Source organism: Asticcacaulis solisilvae (genome assembly GCF_017875235.1).
Classification (GTDB): domain Bacteria; phylum Pseudomonadota; class Alphaproteobacteria; order Caulobacterales; family Caulobacteraceae; genus Asticcacaulis; species Asticcacaulis solisilvae_A.
Genome location: NZ_JAGGMI010000001.1, coordinates 398504 through 418208, shown reverse-complemented (window position 1 = coordinate 418208; position 19705 = coordinate 398504). Strand labels below are relative to the sequence as shown.

Sequence of the window (19705 nt, the reverse complement as noted above, 5' to 3'; positions counted from 1 at the left end):
TCCATTAACCGAGCCACATTGTAAATTTACGCATTGTCCGCGCACATGACGGCGACGCATGGGAGATAACGGGTTATGCCAACAACCACGGGCCCAGCCGCGCCGGCCACCAGTTTGAACACACTGTTGATTCGCGTTGCTGAAGGCGATCCGACCGCCTTGAAAGCTCTGTACCAGGACACCGCCGGACGCCTGTTCGCCATCCTGACCCGAATGGTCAAGCGGCGGGATGTTGCAGAAGAACTGTTACAGGATACCTTTGTCACTGTCTGGCAGAAAGCGTCGCAATTCGATCCCGAACGCGGCGAGGCGAATGCGTGGCTGTCGTCGATCGCGCGGCGCAAGGCCATTGACCGTCTGCGCGTCTCGCAGCGCGAAAAGATTGGCCTGGACGCTATCTTTGACTGCGTTGGGGCAAGCGAGGAGCGGGAAAGTGTTCCCGTCGATCCTGAAACCCGCATCACACTTTCGCATCTGCGAAAATATTTGAAGCCGGATGTTAACCGTGCGCTGGAACTATGCTATGTCATAGGACTGACACACGAGGAACTGGCTGAGGAGCTGAACGTGCCCCTGGGTACGGCCAAAAGCTGGGTCCGTCGCGGTCTGAACCAACTCAAGGACTCGATGACGGCGGCATGACTGATTCCCTCGATATCCTGGCCGCACGGTACGCCCTGGGTGTCGCCGCGCCGTCTGAGATAGCGACCGCCGAGCGCCTGCTGGAAAGCGACTCGTCCTTTGCCGCCCTCGTAGCGAAATTCCAGATCACGTTTGACGACCTGCATGGCGGTACCCAACCGATAGATCCGCCGCCCGCGGTTTGGGACCGGATCGAAGCGGCCATTTCCGGCGATGCCCCGCCGCCGCTCACAGTGTCACCCGGCGCCCTGCCTTGGCGGCCGGTGGCGCCCAACCTGGAGCTGAAGGTGCTGCACGAGGATGGCGACAATGGCATCCGTATGGTGCTTTACCGCGCCGGACCGGGCGCCGTTGTCGATCGTCACCTGAACACAGTCGCCGAGGAATGTCTGGTTCTGGAAGGCGAAATCCAGATCAACGGCACGGTGTTGAAGGCGGGCGACATGCAGCTGATCGCGGTCGATACCTTGCACGGTCCCATCACCAGCGCGAATGGCGCCATTATCTATATCCGCGAAGCCTTATTTTAGCGGGCTGGCCGGGTGCGAAAAAGCTGCCGCCGGCAGCTGATCCGCATTGTCTTTTGCCACGATCTGATCCTGCTTCGCGAAAAGATTAAGCTTCATTTACCCAATTCATAAATCATGGAATAATGAGTGTGTGCTTACATGCTCTTCTAGGCCGGTACAGAAGGCACCGGTATTAAGGGCGAGCGTATGAAAAAGAAATCCGGTCCCATCAATGTCCTGTTTGTCTGCGAGCACAATTCGGCGCGTTCCATCCTGGCGGAAGCCCTGCTGAACCGCCTGGGCGCAGGCCGTTTCGAGGCCTGTTCCGCCGGCTTCGATCCGGTATCGGACATCAGTCCCTATGCCCGCGCCATGCTGCATCGGATGCCGTACAATACCGGTTGGGTATCGACCAAGCCGGTCGAGGCGCACATTGGAAAACATGCCCCTGTTTTCGACGTGATCATCCGCCTGTCGCACGGCCATCCCGCCGGCGGCCAGTGGCCGGCCTGCCGTGGCGGTCAGCCGGTCATCGTCGACTGGTTCTTCGACGATCCGCGCGAAACCCATGTCGCCATGGCCAACATCGCCCGCGCCTACGAAGAAATCTATATCGAGCTGGCGGCTCGCATCGACGCTCTGTCCAAGATGCCGCATAACCTGTTCGAGTCGGGCAATGTCGCTGGCTGGCTGGAGCGGATGGACGAGACTCCGCTACGCATGGCTTCGTAAAAAAGCCAGCGGCGCGCAGCAAAAAGCAAGCCGCAATTCGCCACGGCTCTATAACATTATTTTTATAGGCGCGCGGACCCGCGCGCCTTTATATTTCCAAAATTTCGTAATAGACACTGATCGGCTAGCGTTATTTCCCAAAAGGCTGAATTATGACCAACGACGATGCGGTAGTTAATCTCTTTGCCCTGGCTCATCCGGGCCGCCTGAATGTCTTCCGCACCATCGTCAAGGCCGGCCCGAATGGCATCGCCGCCGGCAAGATCGCCGAAAGCGTCGGCATTCCCGCCAACACGGCCTCAACCCACCTAAGCATCCTGACCGGGGCCGGCCTGCTGACCGCCTATCGGGATGGCCGCTCCATCATCTACCGGGCCAATTTTGCGCATTTTTCTGAGCTGGTCGGCTTTATGGTTGAAGAGTGCTGCGAAGGCCATCCTGACGCTGCCGTAGCGCTCAACGCCTATTTTAAGAAAAATGGCGACGAGCCCGCAGCCAAAGTCGCCAAGGCCAAATAACGACTTGTGGATAAGGGCGGCGGGCCTCAGGATTTCCTTAAGCCCGCCATAGACTCGCCAAATTGCCGCATTTTCAATTGAAATCCATATTCGTTATTTATTTTTCCAAAATATATAACATCCCTTTATTTATATCTGAATTGCATCGGGGTCATATTCGCAACAATCCTTTCCTTTAGTCTTGGTGTTCCCGACGGACGTGATGCCTTGATTGGCGTAAACGCGTCCATTCATTCCGGATATACTCGAAAGGAATCGCGATGACGCGTAAGTTCAAATATACCGCCACCGCTATACTGGCTTCTGTCATGACGGCCGCCGCCTTTGGCGCCTCTGCCCAGGATGCTACCGCTCCAACGGCTGCCGACACCCAGGCTGTCCCGCCGGTGCAGCAGACCCCGACCACCGATCCGTCCGCTGCGCCAACCTCACCGGCCCAGCCGGCCGTTCCGCCGGTTGCCGACAATACTGCGACGGCCGCCGGCACGACGGCGCCCAAGGACTTCATCCAGCAGGCTTATCTTGCCAATGAGTTCGGTGTCGCCGCCGCTCAGGTCGCCCTGAAGACGTCCACGGATGCCGAGGTCAAGACGGCCGCGCAAACCCTGCTGACTGACGGCACGGCGACGCGCCAGGAGATGATCAAGGCCATCCAGGGCTCGACTGCCGACATGCACTTCGACCAGGCCTGGCCGCAGGAATACAAGCAAAAGCTGGCCGATCTCCAGTCAGTGACCGGCAAGGACTTTGACCAGAAGTATGTCGAACTGCAAGGCGCGGAACTCGACAAGGCCACGGCCCTGTTCCAGTCCTACGCGTCGACAGCGACCGATGCCTCGACGAAGACCTTTGCCTCGGCGACCCTGCCGAAGCTGCAGGCCCAGTCGGCGGCCCTCGACGCCGCGGCCCCTGCCGCCACGGCCGGTACGCGCTAATCTCAGCGTCGTTGTTTAAAAAGCCCCGGAGCGATCCGGGGCTTTTTTTTGCTTTCACAAATTGGTCATTGCCAGAGACGCCTCACCGTAACGCGCCCCGGCAAAGCCGGTTTCGGCGATCGTGTCCTTGATCACCTTGAGGTCGGCGGGCGTCAATGTAATGTCGGCGGCCGCGATATTCTCCTGCAGACGGTCGAGATGGCGCGTGCCGGGAATGGGTGCGATCCAGGGCTTTTGCGCCAGGAGCCAGGCCAGGGCCAGCTGTGCGGGCGTGACGCCGCGATCCTTCGCCACTTCGGCCAGGGCGTCGACCGTGCGCAGGTTCTGCTTACGCGCCTCGCCGTTGAAGCGCGGCTGGGTGCGGCGGCGGAAATCATCCTCGGTCAGGTCGTCTTCATTCTTCAGCGCGCCGGTCAGGAAGCCGCGGCCGAGCGGCGAGTAGGGGACAAAGCCGATGCCCAGTTCTTCGAGCACGGGCAGGATCTCGGCTTCGGGATCGCGCGTCCACAGCGAATATTCGCTTTGCAGCGCGGTGACGGGTTGGGTGGCGTGCGCCCGGCGGATCGTCTGGGCGCCGGCTTCGGACAGGCCGAAGTGCAGGACCTTGCCCTCCTGGATCAGGTCACCGACCGTGCCCGCGACATCCTCGATCGGCACTTCAGGGTCGACGCGGTGCTGATAGAGCAGGTCGATGCGATCGGTGCGAAGACGCTTCAACGAGGCTTCGGTGACCTCGCGGATGTGCTTTGGGCGGCTGTTAACACCGCTGAGGCTGCCGGGCTCGCCCAGCTTGAAGCCGAACTTGGTGGCGATGACGACGCGGTCGCGCACCGGCGCCAAGGCTTCGCCAACCAGTTCCTCATTGGTGAAGGGGCCATAGACCTCGGCGGTGTCGAAAAACGTAACTCCGAGGTCGACCGCCTGGCGCAGGAGGCTCAGGCACTGGTCGCGGTCGGACGGCCCATAGGCCCAGCTCATACCCATGCAGCCCAGACCGAGTGCCGAGACTTCCAGTCCGTTACCAAGTACGCGTGTTTTCATGGCGCTGCCCTTTCGTAGCTCAATCGCCTCGGCAATATGGTGCCGCGACGCCGAGGCCGAAAGGGTGCACGAGCGATATGTCGAAAAGTGTGCAGAGGTTTTCGACTAGAGCATGATGCGTTTAAGTCGAACCGTCATCATGATCTAGGTTTTTGTTTGTCGCGATATGCCAAAAACCGCTGCACACTTTTTGGCATATCGCTCTAGATATCGCGACCAAGCAGAGGCTATTTCCGCCGATACTTGCCGTTCATGAACACTTTCCACGTGCCGTCGGTCTGCAGCACCTGCGATTTCAGGCTGCGCGCATCAGGACCGTCCAGTGTGTATATGTCCTGGTAGCTGTCCATCTGGCCGGGGCGATCCCAGCTGGGGCCGACGCTGTTGAGCACCAGCGCATTGCCTTCGCGCAGGCCTTCATAGACCCACAGGTGGTCCATCATCGAGCCGATCCAGGTGCCGACATACTTGCCTCTGGAGGCATCGAAGCCGAGCGTGAGAATGCTTTCGGCCTTGCCGCCGCCGGGCATGGTGCCGTGTGACTGGATGACCAGCCACGAACCGGTTTCCAGCATACGGCCGCTTTCGTGCCAGTCATCGGTGGTTTCTTCCGGCGGGGCGTCCGGATCGGCCAGCATCTGCCATTCGCCGGCAAAGCCTTCCAGCCAGCGGTGTTCGTCCCTGATTTCGACCTGCATGGTGCATCCTCCGTTTTCGGGTCGGGGAAGCATAGGTGATATGAAGCGAGAGACCTACGGGCGAGGAGATACCTCAGGCAGATGTGATCGGCTTTGTGAAGCCAGGCAGCATCAGTGCGCCTGGGAGGACTTGTCCCTGAGCGCGCGGCTCAAACTTTCCAGCGCGGTCCACACCGTGGTGAAGTTGCCGGGACCGGGATCGTCCAGCATCTTCTGCAGCAGGTCGTCTATGCCCGCCTGGCACAGGTTCAGCGCCTCGTCCTGGGTGCGGACGGTCTGGCGCAGAGTGCGGGCGCGGGTGCGCACGCGCGCGGCCTCGCGGCTGTTCCGCAGGACATAGGACAGCTGGTAGGAGACGACGCGCCAGTTGAGCGGCTTGAGCACGAAGGAGGTCGCGCCGACCGTATAGGCGCGGTCGATAGCCGCCATGTCGTCGCGGCTGGTGGCGACGACCACAGGGAGGGTGGCCAGGCGTTCGTCGGCGCGAATGCGTTCGATCAGCGTAAAGCCATCCATGACCGGCATGTCGAGGTCGACGAGGGCGATGTCGATGCCGCCGCGCTTCAACCGTTCCAGGCCTTGCGCGCCATCAGCGGCGGTTTCCACGGTGACGAAGGCGGAGGTCAACTCGGCGGCGGCGAATTCGCGCAGGATCGGGTCGTCGTCGACGGCCAGCAGGCGGGCCGGCTCGAAACGGACCGACGGGTCCATGGTCATGTCTCCGGCCTTCCTCTGTACGCGGAACTTTTGCCGCAGTTTAGAACCGAGGCGTTAAGGCGGAGATAAAACGAAAAAAGCCTCCGTTTCCAGAGGCTTCCATCGTCTGTCGGGAAGAAATCAAGCCAGTTTGCGCAGTGGCGTCGATTGGGCGACCTGATTCTTGACGTAGAGGCCACGCATGCCCTGCATCGGCTTGAAGACGTCGGTGATGCCCAGCACGGTTTCGGCCGCGCCCAGGAACAGATAGCCGTCATCGGCCAGCAGGGTGGCCATCTGCTCAAGCACCTTCTTCTTGGTTTCGAGGTCGAAATAGATCAGCACGTTACGGCAGTAGATCACGTCCTGGCGGCCGACCATGCGCAGATCGTCGAGCAGGTTGACCTTCTTGAAGCGGATCGACTGGCGCAGCTTGGGCGAGATGCGCCACATCTCGTCGACCTTCTCGAAGTTCTTGACCATCATGGTGATCGGCAGGCCACGCTGGACCTCGAACTGCGTGTAGAGGCCGGACTGCGCCTTTTCCAGGCAGCGGTCGGAAATGTCGGTCGCCAGGATGTCGAGATTGACGCGCGGGAACTGGATGCGCGCTTCGTCCATCAGCATGGCCAGCGAATAGGGCTCCTGGCCGGTCGAGCAGGCGGCGCACCAGATCTTGATGTCGCCGTTCATGCGGGTCTTGGACAGGGCCGGCAGGACGTCCGACTTGAACTGGTCGAACGGCACCTTGTCGCGGAAGAAGAAGGTTTCGTTGGTCGTCATGGCGTCGGTGACGACGGTCATGAGCTTTTCGTCGCGCTTGGTGCGCAGCGAGGCCAGGAGCGCCGAGACGCTGGCGAAGCCTTCGCGGCGCGCCACCGGGGCCAGGCGGCTTTCGATCAGATAGGTCTTGTCCGAACCGAGGATCAGGCCCGAGCGGGCCTTGAGCATGGTGGCGAGGTGGTCGATGTCTTCGTTTGTCATTCTGTTCCCCGCCTTTTACGGACGCTCGCCGCGCGCAAAAGCCTTACAGGCTGCGCTCAGGCCTTCGATCGGTTTGATAATTTCGGCAAGCCCGGCTTCGGCCACGGCGCCCGGCATGCCCCAGACGACGCTGGAGGCTTCGTCCTGCACCATGACGGTGCCGTTGACATTAACCAGAGCCTGGGCCCCGTCGCGGCCGTCATGGCCCATGCCGGTCAACACGACGCCGAGCGCGTGGTTGCCGTAGACCTCGGCGGCGGACTTGAACAGGGGATCGACCGCCGGCCGGCACCAGTTGACCTGAGGGCCCTGGTCGAGGCGGATCTGCTTGACGATCGGGTCAGGACGGATGGTCATGTGCCAGTCGCCGGGCGCGATATAGACGTTGCGGCTTTCGATCAGCATGCCGTCCTTGGCTTCCTGCACCTTCTGCGGCAGCGCCTTGTCGAGGTGCTCGGCCAGGATGGCGGTGAAGGTCGCCGGCATGTGCTGGACGATCAGGATGGGCAGTTTCCAGTCCGGCCCGAGGCCGAGCAGGAAGGTGCGCAGCGCCGGCGGACCGCCGGTCGAGGCGCCGACGACGAGCAGGTCGATACGCTTGGGGCCCGAGCGCGGGCGGACGGTGGGCGCGGCCGGAACGACGGGTTTCGGCGCGATCGGCACGATCTGCGGCCTGGCTTCTGCATCTCGTGCCGCCGGTAAGAAGGCGGACGGCGTGGGGTGCGTCGGCGTCGGCGCAGGGGCGGGCGTGGCGCCGGGCATGGGCCATTGGCGCGTGCGGCCGCACAGGGCGCGGATCTTGGTCAGAAGCTCGGTACGGAAACCGTCGGCGCCGCCGATGCGGGTCGAGTCGGGTTTCGGGATATAGTCCGCGGCGCCCAGTTCCAGGGCGCGCAGGGTGACATTGGCGCCGCGCGTTGTCAGCGTCGAGGCCATCAGGACCTTGAGGCCGGGCTTGGCGGCGATCAGCTTGGGCAGGGCTTCGAGGCCGCCCATGTTCGGCATTTCGATGTCGAGGATCAGGACATCCGGCTGGACTTCACGGACCTTGTCGATCGCCTTCTGACCATCGATGGCCAGGCCGGCGAGAACCATGTCCCGCTCCTGCTCCAGCCAGCGCGAGATCAGGCCGCGCACGACAGCGCTGTCGTCCACGATCATGATCTTCAGGGGCCGCAGGGACGCGGCGGGAATAGGGTTAACAGACATGGTCCCGGACATCTGCAGTGAACAAAAACGCAGCTACTTTTTTAGTCTTGTCGTGTGCCGCACGGGCCGCCTCCAGGAAGCGCGACCCACGTCGCGCGTAACCTCGGGCTGCGTGTGCGGCGCCTTCCGGAGGCTTGCCCCTCCGGCAGGCATCAAATCAGATCAGGCCAACTTCGGAGAACTTGGCTTCCAGGATTTCGCCGTCGAACGGCTTCATGATGTATTCCGAGGCGCCTTCGGTCAGGGCTTCGGTGATGTGGGCCAGGTCGTTTTCAGTCGTGCAGAACACGACGACCGGCGCCTTGCCGCCATCCTCCTTGCGCAGCTGGCGCAGGAAGGTGATGCCGTCCATGACCGGCATGTTCCAGTCGAGCAGGATGGCCGAAGGCATCTTTTCCTTGCAGGAATTCAGCGCTTCGAGGCCGTCATTGGCTTCGATGACCTCGAACTGCAGGTTTTCAAGGATGCGCCGGGCCACCTTGCGGATAACGCGGCTGTCATCGACGACGAGGCAGGTTTTCATCTTCTGTTACTTCCCTAATAAAGCCAGTTACGCGGCTTTGAGATGTGCGGCATCCAGCAGCGTGTGTGGATCCAAGACTATCAGAAGTTCCTTTTCCAATTGATAAACGCCGACGATAATTTCTGCCCAGCGGGGCGGAAGATTACCAGGAGGCGAGTGGAACTTCTCATCGTCCAGCTTCAGGACTTCGTCGACTGAGTCGATGACCAGGCCATAACTGTCGCCATGGACTTCGAGGCCGATGGCCAAAGGTTCGGGCGAGCCTTCCGGGCGCGGCGGCAAGCCGAGACGGCGGCGGGCGCAGACGGCGGTGACAATGCGGCCGCGCAGGTTCAGCACGCCGGCGATTTCGGAGCGCGACAAAGGCACGGGCGTCAGGCCACGCGGATGGAAAACGTCGTGGACGCGGGCGGCGTCGACGCCAAACAGCTGGCCACCCACACGCAGGGTTACGTAGTCGCGGATGCTCATGCGACGGCCCTTTCTTCATTCGAGGATTGCGGGCGGCGCTGGTGTTCGGCCAGGCCGCGCAGATGGTAATGGCTGACGTCGAGGATTTCGCAGGCCTTGCCGGCGACGACGGCGGTGCCGCGTACGCCTGCACGGTCCGGCGACAGCTCGATCTGCAGGCGGTCCTCGACGACGTCGACGATCTCGTCGACCGCCAGGCCGATGGCATAGCCTTCGCCGGTCAGGACCAGCAGGGGCTGGATGTGGGTGCTGTCGCCATGGAGCAGGCTGGAATAGTCGCCATTGACGGTCAGGATCGGCATCAGCTTGCCGCGGTATTGCAGCGCGGCGCGGCCGTCCATGATTTCGATCTGCGACGATTCGACGTGTTCCAGGCGCGTGATGTGCTCCAGTTCGACCGCCTTGGGGGCGCCGGAGCCGGCCTTGAACAGCAGCATGGCGACACGTTCGCTTTCGCTGGAGTCGGTGACCACTTCGGCGTCCTCGTCCTGCTTTTCTTCCAGCATGTTGCCGGCGCGCTCGCTCATGGCGTTCGGATCGAGGATCAGGACGACGGAACCGTCACCCAAAATGGTGGCGCCGGAGAAGAGGTTGACGTCGCGCAGGATGGTGGCCAGCGGCTTGACGACGATTTCCTCGGTGTCGAGGACGTCGTTGACGACCAGGCCATAACGGCGCTCGCCGACCTGGATGACCATGACGAAGGTCGGGTCTTCTTCCTTGGCGGCTTCGAGCTGCAGCGTCGGGCCCAGCTGGACCAGCGGCAGCAGCTTTTCACGCAGGCGCAGGACCAGGGCGTCGTTGATCTTTTCGATCTTGTGCTCGGCGTTCTGGCCAGTGCGGACCAGCTCCATGACCGAGGTCTGCGGCACGGCGAACTTCTGGCCGCCGGCGCCGACGATCAGGGCCGACACAATGGCGAGCGTCAGCGGGATCTTGATGGTGAAGGTCGTGCCCTGGCCCGGCAGCGAAGTCAGGTCGATCTGGCCGCCGATCTGCTCGATATTGGTGCGGACCACGTCCATGCCGACGCCGCGGCCGGACAGGTTGGTGACCTTGGCGGCGGTGGAGAAGCCGGGCGCGAAGATAAAGCGATGGATCTGCTGATCGTTCATGCCCTCGACTTCGACGCGCGAAGCCAGGCCCTTTTCGATGATCTTCTCGCGGATGCGGCCGGTGTTCAGCCCGCGGCCGTTGTCGGCAATGCGGATGACAATATAGCCGCCCTCGTGGAAGGCCGACAGCTTGATCGTGCCGTTGGCCGGCTTGCCGATATCGATGCGTTCCTGGGTGCCTTCCAGGCCGTGGTCGGCCGAGTTGCGCACCATGTGGGTGAGGGGGTCGCGGATCAGTTCCAGAACCTGGCGGTCCAGTTCGGTGCCTTCGCCTTCCATGACGAGGTCGATCTTCTTGCCCAGTTCGTAGCTCAGGTCGCGCACCAGGCGGGGCAGCTTTTTCCAAGCCGCGCCAATGGGTTGCATGCGCGTCTTCATGACACTGTCCTGCAGTTCGCCGGTCAGGGTCGACAGACGTTGCAAGGGTGTCGCAAACGCCGAGTCCTCGCGGTTCCGGCTGATCTGCAACAGTTGATTCCGCGTCAGGACCATTTCCGACACGAGGGTCATCAGGCCTTCCAGTACATCAACGGACACGCGAATCGACTGGATTGTATTGATACCCTGGCCGTCTTCTCCACCCAGACCCTGAAGCGCGTCGGCGGCCGGTGCCGGAGCAGCCGCGGCAGCCTTGGCGGCGACGGGCGCCGGAGCAACCTCGGCGACGGGCTCGGGTTTGGTATCGACGACTTCCGTGACCGGCTCGTTCATCCAGTCGGGCGATTCAGCGGCGGCAAAAGCGGCTTCGAGGTCGGCTTCGGAAACTTCGCCGGGGCGCAGGGTGCGGCCGGTGGCCGGATCGACATCGCCCGGCTGGAGGCCCATGCCCGGGCCATCGGCGGCGTCGAAGGCGGCCTGCAGGTCGGCTTCGGAAACTTCACCGGGGCGCAGGGCGCGGCCAGTCGACGGATCGATGTCGCCAACGCCGAGCGCCGGGGCGTTGATTTCGGCGGGTTCGATTTCGCCGCCGATCGGACGGTCCGGCACTTCGACGGCCTGGACGGCGGTCAGGTCGACCTCATGGCCCTCGGCCATGGCTTCCAGCTGCGAGATCAGGTCGTGATCGTCACCGTCGGGCTCGTTACCGGTCTGCTCGAGGCCCGCCAGGATCACCTTGATGCGGTCGATCGAGTGCAGGACGAGCGTCACGGCGATCGGCGTGACTTCCAGCTTGCCATCGCGGAAACGGCCCAGCAAGGTCTCGCCGGCGTGGGCGACCGCTTCCAGGCGCTGAAGTCCCAGGAATCCGCAGGTGCCCTTAATGGTGTGAACCAGGCGGAAAATATTATCGAGTGTCTTGCGATCGTTCGGATTGGCTTCGAACCTTACGAGTTCGCTATCGACGACTTCCAGGCTTTCGGCCGTTTCGGTCAGGAATTCAGCAATTAAGTCGTCCACGACGTACCCTCGTATTGAGAATGTGGGGGCGACAAAAGATACACCTCGCCCAACCAGTCGGGGCCATATTGCTGAACTTTGGTTAAGAGAGGGTTCGCAAATGATTACCGAAATCTGAATTTCGCCAAAAACGTGCGGACGATCACAATCGTTTGCACGCAAGCGGTCCTGCACACACCGTCTTGATCGAGGCCGCGCCGCGCAGCGGCTTGGCTTGGCGCTTGCGCCCGGTTGCCATGTCGAACACGAAAGTCGTCCTGATTCACGCGGCTCAATTCGCGCCACGTCACGCCAGCCATGCAGGCCTTTCGCAACTGGCTCCTGGAGGTGGCGGTTTCGTAGCGCTTACGTCTTTTCCAGCTCTTCGGCAGCGGATGAGGGTTCCGTGACCGGAGCGGCAGGAACGGGCCGTTTCAGCGCGGCGACAAAATCGTCACGCCAGTGGCCGACATCGAAGCGACGGACATTGTCGTACAGCGCTTCCCAACGCCGCTTGCGCTCCTTGAGTGGCATGGTCAGCCCGCGGTGAATGGCCTCGGAAATGTCCTCGCGGCTGAGAGGGTTGACGATCAGGGCGTCCTTCATCTGTTCTGCGGCTCCGGCGAACTGCGACAGGATAAGCACGCCGGGATTGTTCGGGTCCTGGGCGGCGACATATTCCTTGGCGACCAGGTTCATACCGTCGCGCAACGGCGTCACCAGGCCGATATCGGCCGAGCGGTAGATGCCGGCCAGTTCATCGCGACGGTAGGGGCGGTTGACATAGCGCAGCGGTACCCATTCGACCGTGGCGTGGGCGCCATTGATCTTGCCCGAGAGGTTGTCGAGGCGGGCGCGCAGGTCCTGATAGGCGTCGACGTCGTCGCGCGACCGCGTGGCGATCTGAAGCAGGAAAAGCTGTTCCTGCATTTCCGGATTGTTGGTCAGGAACGTGTCGTAGGCGTTGAAGCGCTCTTCCAGGCCTTTGGAATAGTCGAGCCGGTCGACCCCCAGCACCATCTTGCGGCCGCGCTGGCTTTTCAGCATGGCCTTGTAGAACAGCTCGGCGCGTTCGCTCTTGAGGGTCTCGGCGAAGTCGGTCGCATCGATGCCGATGGGGAAGGCGCGCGCGCGGATCGACCGGCCATAGGCGGTGATGACGCCATCCTGCGTTAGGGTCGCCGAGGCGTCATGGACGACATAGTCCTCGAAGGCCTCGCGGTCATCGACGGTCTGGAAGCCGACCAGATCGTAGCTGAACAGCGACTCGACCAGTTCGGCGTGTTTGGGCAGGGTGCTTAAGATTCGGCGGGCCGGCCATGGAATATGCAGGAAGAAGCCGATGCGGTTCTGCACACCACGCGCCCTGAGTTCGCGCGCCAGCGGGATCAGGTGATAGTCCTGCACCCAGATCAGATCGTCCGGCGCGATCAGCGGCAAAAGCGTGTCGGCGAAGCGCTGGTTGACCCGGGCATAGCCCTCGTCGAAGCTGCGCTCATAGCTGACCAAATCGGGACGATAGTGAAACAACGGCCACAGGGTGCGATTGGCGTAACCGTTGTAGTATTCGTTCTGATCCTGGGGTTCGAGGTCAAGCAGGGCGACAGTGACGCCGCCGACCTTCTGCATCGAAATCTGGCCGGTATACTGCTCCACCGTCTGGCCCGACCAGCCGAACCACAGGCCCTTGTCTTCGCGCAATGCCGCGGCCAAGGCCATGGCCAGCCCGCCGGCGGTGCCGACGCCGGAATCGGCAGGAGGGTTGACGCGGTTGGAAACAACAATCAGGCGGCTCACAGGGGACTCTCCAAACTAAAAACATTGTCGCTGAGCGCCTGGTCCAGCCAGGCATGGACGGCGCGTTCGTCGGACAGACGGTAACGGGCCTGGGTCTCGCGCTTTGGTCCGACAAGGACGCCGAAGCCGCCATGCGCGGTGGCGGCGGAAAAACCATCCTCGTCGGTCAGGTCGTCGCCGACGAAGATCGGCTTCGTGCCGGAAAAGGGTGCTTCGGCCATGAAGGCGCGGACCGCCTGGCCCTTGTCGCCGCCAGGGGTGAGGAATTCGGCGACCATGGATCCGCGCTGCAGCTTGAGGCCGGTGCGGCTGGCCAGGTCGTCGGCAAAGACGCGCGCCATGGGCTCGACCGACGGATTGCCACGATAATGAAAGGCGACGCTGAGCGGCTTGGTTTCGATGCGGACATCGGCGAACTGTCCGGCGAACCGTTCCAGTTCAGCCATCGCAAGCGCAAGCTGTGGATGGGCCTCATTGGCGACCAGGGCGCCTGGCGTGCGGCGTTCCAGCCCATGACTGCCGGCCATGGCGGCAACCGCGCCTTCCAGGATGCGGTCGAGGTCGGACAATGACCGGCCGCTGACGACCGCCACGCGGCCGTTTAGCCTCTCGACAACGCGTTTCAGCCGGGCATTGCGTTCCCTGTCCGGGCCAACACCGTCCGGCGTGGCGGCGAACGGCGCCAGGGTGCCGTCGAGATCAAGAAAAAGCGACACGGTATCGAGGCGAAGTCTTGTGACATCGGCAACGGTCATGCGCCGCACCGCGCCCACCGGTTCGGGTGAAATATGTATCCAGTCATAGCCTCAGCCTCCTCTTGTTACGCCACGCACCTAGCCCCATTCGCACATGCAAAAACTGATGCGCTCAGTTGTCAGCGCAATCAATACAGAAAACATGTGGATGAATCGCAGTTATTCTAAAGTAATTGAAAAAATAAGAAATTCATAAAGGGCGTATACTATATGGTTAAGATTATTGAATGGTAACGCCTATGTCTACCTTTGCCTATATATTTTTGCATCATCTCGCGGTTCTGTGATGTCTGCTGCAAATTTTTGTGAACGCTGAGTGTTATCTCCTCATGATAATGCTCTGTGCTTGCCAAAGGAGCGTTTCATGCCCGATAGCCGCCCTGACAGTCATCCGGACCTGGTTTTGCAATCGGCCGCTGCCGCACCGTCGCAACACGATCTGGACCTGGCGCCGATCGGCAATTGCGCGGCGGCGGCGCTGATCGACCGGCGGGGACGCTTTATCTGGGCGTGCTGCCCGCGCGTCGATGGCGAGCCGGTCTTTTCCAGCCTGCTCAATCCGTCGGCGGGGGATGACGCCGGCATCTGGGCCGTTGAGATCGAGGACCAGGCGGAGATTACACAGGACTATATCCGCAATACCGCCTGCCTGCGCACGGTCCTGACCGACAGGCAGGGGGGCAGCCTCGAAGTCATCGATTTCGCGCCGCGCTTTCACCAGATGGGCCGGACCTTTCGGCCATGGGCCTTCTACCGGTTGGTGCGGCCGCTGTCGGGCACGCCGCGCATCCGTGTCTGCCTTAGGCCTACCGGCAACTGGGGCAGCGACCTGGCGCGCGAGACCGTCGGGTCCAGCCATGTACGCTATGATTGCGGCGCCGCCGCCATGCGGCTGACGACCAATGCGCCGCTGACCTATTTGCGTGACTGCCAGACCTTCCGGCTGGAAGGCCCATTGGCGTTCCATCTGGGTCTCGACGAACCCTATCCGGCCGACGTGCTGAACGACGCCGAGCATATGCTGCGGGCGACGACGGCCTATTGGCAGAGCTGGGTGCGGACCCTCTACCTGCCGCTGGAATGGCAGGGCGCCGTCATCCGCGCCGCCATCGCGCTCAAGCTGTGCTCCTTCGAGGAAACCGGCGCCATCGTCGCCGCGCTGACGACCTCGGTGCCCGAAGCGCCGGGCACGGAGCGCAACTGGGATTACCGCTATTGCTGGATCCGCGACGCCTATTATGTGGTGCGCGCGCTGAATCGGTTAGGTTGCGCCGACATGCTCGAATCCTACCTGGTGTACCTGCGCAACCTGACGGACCGGTCGGCGGGGGGGCACGTCCAGCCGCTCTATAGCGTCAGCCTCGAGCCCGAACTGTATGAGCGCCTGGCGCCTGGCATGAACGGCTATCGCGGCATGGGACCGGTGCGTATAGGCAACCAGGCCTATGAGCACTTCCAGCACGATGTCTACGGCCAGATGGTCCTGCCGCTGACCCAGTCCTTCTTCGACGAGCGTTTCCTGCACCAGGGCACGATTTACGATTTCCACGCTTTGGAAAAGGTCGGCGAACGCGCCTTTGCCATGTACGACAAGCCCGATGCCGGCCTTTGGGAGTTCCGCACCATCGCCCGCGTCCATACCTATTCGGCGCTGTTGTGCTGGGCGGCGTGCGACCGGCTGGCCAATGCTGCGTCGTCCCTGGGGCTGGTCGAGCGGACCATGTACTGGGTCGAGCGCGCCAATACCATCCGCCGCGCCATCGAGGAGCGGGCGTGGAATGCCGAAAAAGGCTACTTCGCCGGCTCGTTCGGCGGCGAGGAGGTCGATGCCAGCCTGCTGCAGCTGTTCGAGCTGGGATTTTTGCCGGCGGACGATCCGCGCTGCGTGGCGACCTTCGCTGAGGTCGAGCGCCAGCTGCGCCACGGCGACAACCTTTACCGTTATGTCGAACCCGACGATTTCGGCGAGCCGGAGACGGCCTTCAACTTCTGTACCTTCTGGTATATCGAGGCGCTGCACATGATGGGCCGGACCGAAGAGGCGCGCGACCTGTTCGAAGCCATGCTGGCCCGGCGGACCCATTCCGGCCTGTTGTCCGAGGACGTCAAGGTCGATACCGGCGAACTGTGGGGCAACTTCCCGCAGACCTATTCGCTGGTGGGGCTGATCACCTGCGCGGCGCTGCTGTCAAAGCCGTGGACGGCGATCCGTTAGACTGTCTCGACGTGGAAAAGCAAAAGGCCTCGCTTTGGCGAGGCCTCAGGCTACTGACAAACCCCCTATCTTTTTTGAGAAGGGCCAATTGCCACAATTTGATTCCGATATGTTCACCGCTTGATTCCGAGACGTTCCGTGAATCAGGTGGCAATATACCGCATGAAAATTGTCCACAGACTTTGTCAGCAGCCTGAGGCCTCGCTTTGGCGAGGCCTCCTTTTTTGATCTTGCGAACCTGTAATTAAGCGCCGACCGTGGTCTTGGCCTGCCCGGAGGCGGCATCGGCCGCGTTATTGGCCGTCTGCATGGCGCGGTTCGTGGCCTGCTCTGCCGAACGCGTGAAGGCGCCGATGAACAGGCTGTAGATTCGCGCCGTCTCGTTGATATTGTCCTGCATCTTCTGCAGCGCCGTCGTCTGCAGGTCGATGACGTCCTGCGTCGTGCGGCAACTCAGCGCCTTTTTCGACAGCTCATCATAGTCGGTGAGCGAGCGGCTATAGGCTTCGGTCATGGCCTTGTTGACGTCGCCCAGGGCGCTGGCGGCCTGCTTGCCGGCCTCGACATAGGCGCCCATGGCCTGGTTGCCCATTTCCAGGCCTCGGCTGGCCATGTTCGATGCGTTTTCGCTGGCGCGGCGCATGCCTTCCCGGCCGGCGTCGGCGGCACGCTGTGCGTTTTCGCGCGCGGTCGCCTGAACCTTTTCTGCGGAGTCCTTCAGGCGGTTCGGAATGTCATTCGGGGAGTCGGCCATGGTCGTATCCTTTCTGCGGAGGGAGAGGTCGCAGCCCAGGTTACGCAATGCTGCGAGTGCGAAAAGTCATACCGCAAGCCGCGTAATGATTTCGCAGGTATTGGCCGTGCGCGCGTAAGGATTACGTAAGGGAAGTTAAACAGGCGTCAGGTACTGAAAACTTACGGGGCCGCGGGTAGTCTTGTCGAACGTCGCCTTTGAAAAGCAAAGGTGTTTTGCGCGGCAGTAGGCCCTGTGTCAGGAGCCTTTGCCGTGTGCAATGATTATGAACAGCATGTCCGCTGGCAGGCCTATATGCAGGCCCTTCATGCATTGGATATCGGTACACCTTCACACCAATCCGAGCGCGACCTGCCCCAGGCCGACGATATCCGTATCGGGTCGATGGGGCCGGTCATGCGTCAGGCGGGTAATGGTGTGGAGCTGGCGCAGATGACATTCGGCTTCCCACCGAAGGGCAGGGGCGGGCCGGTGTTTAATTTTCGCTCGGAAGGCCGGCATTTCGGCGACAGCCAGAGATGCCTGATCCCGGCCTCCGCCTTCTTCGAGTTCACCGGCACGAAGTATCCAAAGGCCAAGCATCGTTTTACGTTAAACGATGCGCCCTTCCTGTGCATCGCCGGGCTGTGGCGAGAGGGCGAAGGCAATAAGCCATCGAGCTTTACCATGCTGACGACCGAGCCGGGGCCGGACATAAAACCCTATCACAATCGCCAGATCGTGGTGCTCCGGCCAGAGTCATGGATGGACTGGCTTTATCTCAGCAAGCCGGAAGACGCGCTGCTCAGGCCTTTGCCACAGGGCTCGCTATCAGTCGAAACCGTTCGCAAGGGAAGCGACGAACCCGTCCGGCAACCGGAGCACGCCTAGGGATCAGGCTGGCAACTTTACTGTCAGGATAAGACCTTCGCAGGTACCCGCAGGGCGAAATGGTTCTGCTTCTGTTATTCCATATCCGCTTTTTATGCGCGTCTTCCTACTTAACGGTGGCTGGGCGGAAGATTGAGGTGCTCTCATGCGCGCAGAGGTTCGTCATCGCACAACAGTCGTCAACGGCGTGGAAATTTTCTTTCGGGAGGCGGGTCCTTCCGATGCGCCGGCAATTGTCCTGCCGCACGGCTATCCGTGTTCGTCATACGAGTTCCGGCGCTATATGGAGGCGCTGGGCGACCGTTGGCGTATGCTGGCGCCGGACTTTCCCGGCAGCGGCCTGAGCGCGACGCCTGAACATTTCCGTTACGATTTCGACGGCTTCGCGGATATCCTTGAGGCCTTTCTGGACCAGCAGGGCGTCCAGCGCTTTGTCCTGTATCTCCATGATTTCGGAACCTGGATAGGGCTTCGTCTGGCCATGCGCCGGCCTGAGCGTATTGCCGGCCTGATTATCCAAAATGGCGATATTTATGAAGACGCCATGGGGCCGAAATATGCCGGCCTGAGGGGGGCTTGGGAAAAAGGAGAGGAGGCGGGGCTGGCCCAGATTCGCGAGGCCGTCAGTCTGGACGGCTTCAAGGAGGAGTTTCTCAATGAGGTGCGTCCGGACCTTGCCCGGCGCATTCCGCCCGACCTGTGGCATTTGCATTGGGCGCTGACCACGGATCGCCGGCGCGAGATATATGCCCGCACCATCTTTGACCTGAAACAGAACCTCGCCTGGTTCCCGCGCTACCAGGCCTATTTGCGTGAGCACGCACCGCCCTTACTGATCCTGTGGGGGCCGCAGGACGGTTACATGCCCGAAGCGTCGGCGCGGGCCTATCTGCGCGATCGTCCGGATGCGGAGCTGCATCTGCTGGATGCCGGGCACTGGCTGCTTGAAACCAGCCTGGACGAAGCCGTCAGCTTAAGCCGGGCATTTCTTGCCCGATTGCGACAGCCCGTTATGCCGGCAGCTTGACCGTCAGGATAAGGATATCGGTTTCGGCGACCCAGCTAATCTCGCCGCCGGCTTCCGCCACGACGCTGTAGAGCCAGTGCGGCTGGATCCATTGACCGGCCAGGCCGTCGCTAAGAGGCACGCCGCTCAGGCCTTCGACGACCTCGGGCTTGAGGCGGGCGCGCGGGCCGCGAGCCTCGGCCGTGATGATCAACTGACCGTCTTCATTCGACGTTTCCAGCCGCATCTTGCCGCCCATGGGCAGCGAATTGCCGGCCAGCAGGCCGAGGTTGAGCAGGGCCCGCGCGGCGGGCTTCTCAAAAATGACGTTCGGCTCGATGCGGAAGTCGAGCTCGGCGCGCAAGGACGCGTAGACGTCGTTCAGAATCTTGTTGAGCTGGGCGGCGTTGAAGGCTTCGGCCGTATTGGCGGCGCCAAAGGCCACGCGGGCGAAATAGACCAGGGACACCAGCTTCTTGGCCGAGGTCGAGATCAGGTTCAGCGCCTCCTGCTTCATGTCCTGAGCGGACGGGTCTTCCAGCAGGTCGAGGCCCGACATGATGGCGCCGGCGGGCGAGATGAAGTCGTGGCATAGCTTGGCGACCATCTGGGTGGCCAGTTCGTGGCGTCCGGCCAGGTCCTGGGCTTCCGGTGCGGCCGCTTCGGCTGGTGTTTCGGCGGCCGGCGCTTCCATGCCCTCATTGGTTGCGGCGGGGGTCAATACCGGCGAGAGATCGTCCATGCTCATCGTCATACCTTTTTCAGCGGCCGCGCACCTTGACAGGGCGGTAAGATTAGTTTGTCTCACACAAGATGTGAGGTGATTTGGCTTAACCGGAAAGTTAAGACGCGATAATA

General features: G+C 61.9%; 20 protein-coding genes. 8 read left to right on the top strand and 12 right to left on the bottom strand.

Annotated features, from left to right (window positions below; all coding sequences use genetic code 11):
* The first annotated feature begins 75 nt into the window (after window positions 1-75).
* The 5 genes from J2X24_RS02005 (at window position 76) to J2X24_RS01985 (ending at window position 3336) form a co-directional block, all read left to right on the top strand.
* The gene (locus J2X24_RS02005) at window positions 76-642 is read left to right on the top strand and encodes a sigma-70 family RNA polymerase sigma factor (RefSeq protein WP_209715800.1); all 567 of its coding nucleotides are present in this window, start codon (window positions 76-78) and stop codon (window positions 640-642) included.
* The gene (locus J2X24_RS02000; protein ID WP_209715798.1) at window positions 639-1172 is read left to right on the top strand and encodes a cupin domain-containing protein; all 534 of its coding nucleotides are present in this window, start codon (window positions 639-641) and stop codon (window positions 1170-1172) included. Before J2X24_RS02005 ends, J2X24_RS02000 begins: the two co-directional genes overlap by 4 nt.
* Window positions 1173-1358: 186 nt before the next feature.
* On the top strand, window positions 1359-1883 hold the full coding sequence (locus J2X24_RS01995) for an arsenate-mycothiol transferase ArsC (RefSeq protein WP_209715796.1): 525 nt from the start codon (window positions 1359-1361) through the stop codon (window positions 1881-1883).
* A 152-nt stretch (window positions 1884-2035) separates the two neighbouring features.
* Window positions 2036-2401: an ArsR/SmtB family transcription factor gene (locus J2X24_RS01990; protein WP_209715793.1), complete on the top strand. Its 366-nt coding sequence runs from the start codon at window positions 2036-2038 to the stop codon at window positions 2399-2401.
* Between the two features lie 260 nt (window positions 2402-2661).
* Entirely contained in the window at window positions 2662-3336 is a 675-nt protein-coding gene (locus J2X24_RS01985) for a DUF4142 domain-containing protein (protein WP_209715790.1), read from the top strand.
* 54 nt (window positions 3337-3390) lie between these two features.
* Here the strand turns inward: J2X24_RS01985 and J2X24_RS01980 are convergent, their stop codons facing one another.
* From J2X24_RS01980 to otsB, 10 genes are all read right to left on the bottom strand, one after another.
* Complete coding sequence (locus J2X24_RS01980; protein ID WP_209715787.1) at window positions 3391-4377, bottom strand: aldo/keto reductase; 987 nt, start codon at window positions 4375-4377, stop codon at window positions 3391-3393.
* Window positions 4378-4604: 227 nt separating this feature from the next.
* Window positions 4605-5075: a DUF1579 domain-containing protein gene (locus J2X24_RS01975; protein WP_209715784.1), complete on the bottom strand. Its 471-nt coding sequence runs from the start codon at window positions 5073-5075 to the stop codon at window positions 4605-4607.
* A gap of 111 nt (window positions 5076-5186) precedes the next feature.
* Window positions 5187-5786, bottom strand: coding sequence for a response regulator (locus J2X24_RS01970; RefSeq protein ID WP_209715782.1), 600 nt, complete (start codon window positions 5784-5786; stop codon window positions 5187-5189).
* Between the two features lie 126 nt (window positions 5787-5912).
* A complete protein-coding gene (locus J2X24_RS01965) occupies window positions 5913-6755 on the bottom strand; it encodes a CheR family methyltransferase (protein WP_209715779.1) in 843 nt (280 codons plus the stop codon).
* A gap of 15 nt (window positions 6756-6770) precedes the next feature.
* Entirely contained in the window at window positions 6771-7964 is a 1194-nt protein-coding gene (locus J2X24_RS01960; protein WP_245344361.1) for a protein-glutamate methylesterase/protein-glutamine glutaminase, read from the bottom strand.
* A gap of 157 nt (window positions 7965-8121) precedes the next feature.
* Window positions 8122-8487, bottom strand: coding sequence for a response regulator (locus J2X24_RS01955; protein ID WP_192621872.1), 366 nt, complete (start codon window positions 8485-8487; stop codon window positions 8122-8124).
* Between the two features lie 27 nt (window positions 8488-8514).
* Window positions 8515-8958 (bottom strand): chemotaxis protein CheW, encoded by a 444-nt coding sequence (locus J2X24_RS01950; RefSeq protein WP_209715776.1) that lies wholly within the window; start codon window positions 8956-8958, stop codon window positions 8515-8517.
* Window positions 8955-11471: a chemotaxis protein CheA gene (locus tag J2X24_RS01945; protein ID WP_209715773.1), complete on the bottom strand. Its 2517-nt coding sequence runs from the start codon at window positions 11469-11471 to the stop codon at window positions 8955-8957. Before J2X24_RS01945 ends, J2X24_RS01950 begins: the two co-directional genes overlap by 4 nt.
* Window positions 11472-11816: 345 nt before the next feature.
* The gene (otsA, locus tag J2X24_RS01940) at window positions 11817-13247 is read right to left on the bottom strand and encodes an alpha,alpha-trehalose-phosphate synthase (UDP-forming) (RefSeq protein ID WP_209715771.1); all 1431 of its coding nucleotides are present in this window, start codon (window positions 13245-13247) and stop codon (window positions 11817-11819) included.
* Window positions 13244-14002, bottom strand: a complete 759-nt coding sequence (gene otsB, locus J2X24_RS01935) for a trehalose-phosphatase (protein WP_209715768.1) — start codon at window positions 14000-14002, stop codon at window positions 13244-13246. The genes otsA and otsB overlap by 4 nt, the downstream gene beginning before the upstream one ends.
* A 364-nt stretch (window positions 14003-14366) precedes the next feature.
* Here otsB and J2X24_RS01930 point away from each other — a divergent pair, with 364 nt between their 5' ends.
* Entirely contained in the window at window positions 14367-16217 is a 1851-nt protein-coding gene (locus J2X24_RS01930) for a glycoside hydrolase family 15 protein (protein ID WP_209715764.1), read from the top strand.
* Between the two features lie 244 nt (window positions 16218-16461).
* On the opposite strand, the gene J2X24_RS01925 is transcribed toward J2X24_RS01930, so the two are convergent.
* A complete protein-coding gene (locus J2X24_RS01925) occupies window positions 16462-16971 on the bottom strand; it encodes a phasin family protein (RefSeq protein ID WP_209715760.1) in 510 nt (169 codons plus the stop codon).
* 252 nt (window positions 16972-17223) lie between these two features.
* Here J2X24_RS01925 and J2X24_RS01920 point away from each other — a divergent pair, with 252 nt between their 5' ends.
* Both J2X24_RS01920 and J2X24_RS01915 read left to right on the top strand, forming a co-directional pair.
* Window positions 17224-17841: an SOS response-associated peptidase gene (locus tag J2X24_RS01920; RefSeq protein ID WP_310002373.1), complete on the top strand. Its 618-nt coding sequence runs from the start codon at window positions 17224-17226 to the stop codon at window positions 17839-17841.
* A gap of 145 nt (window positions 17842-17986) precedes the next feature.
* A complete protein-coding gene (locus tag J2X24_RS01915; RefSeq protein WP_209715757.1) occupies window positions 17987-18868 on the top strand; it encodes an alpha/beta fold hydrolase in 882 nt (293 codons plus the stop codon).
* Here J2X24_RS01915 and chpT read toward each other — a convergent pair.
* A complete protein-coding gene (gene chpT, locus J2X24_RS01910) occupies window positions 18852-19589 on the bottom strand; it encodes a histidine phosphotransferase ChpT (protein WP_281064911.1) in 738 nt (245 codons plus the stop codon). The genes J2X24_RS01915 and chpT overlap by 17 nt on opposite strands.
* Window positions 19590-19705: the final 116 nt, after the last annotated feature.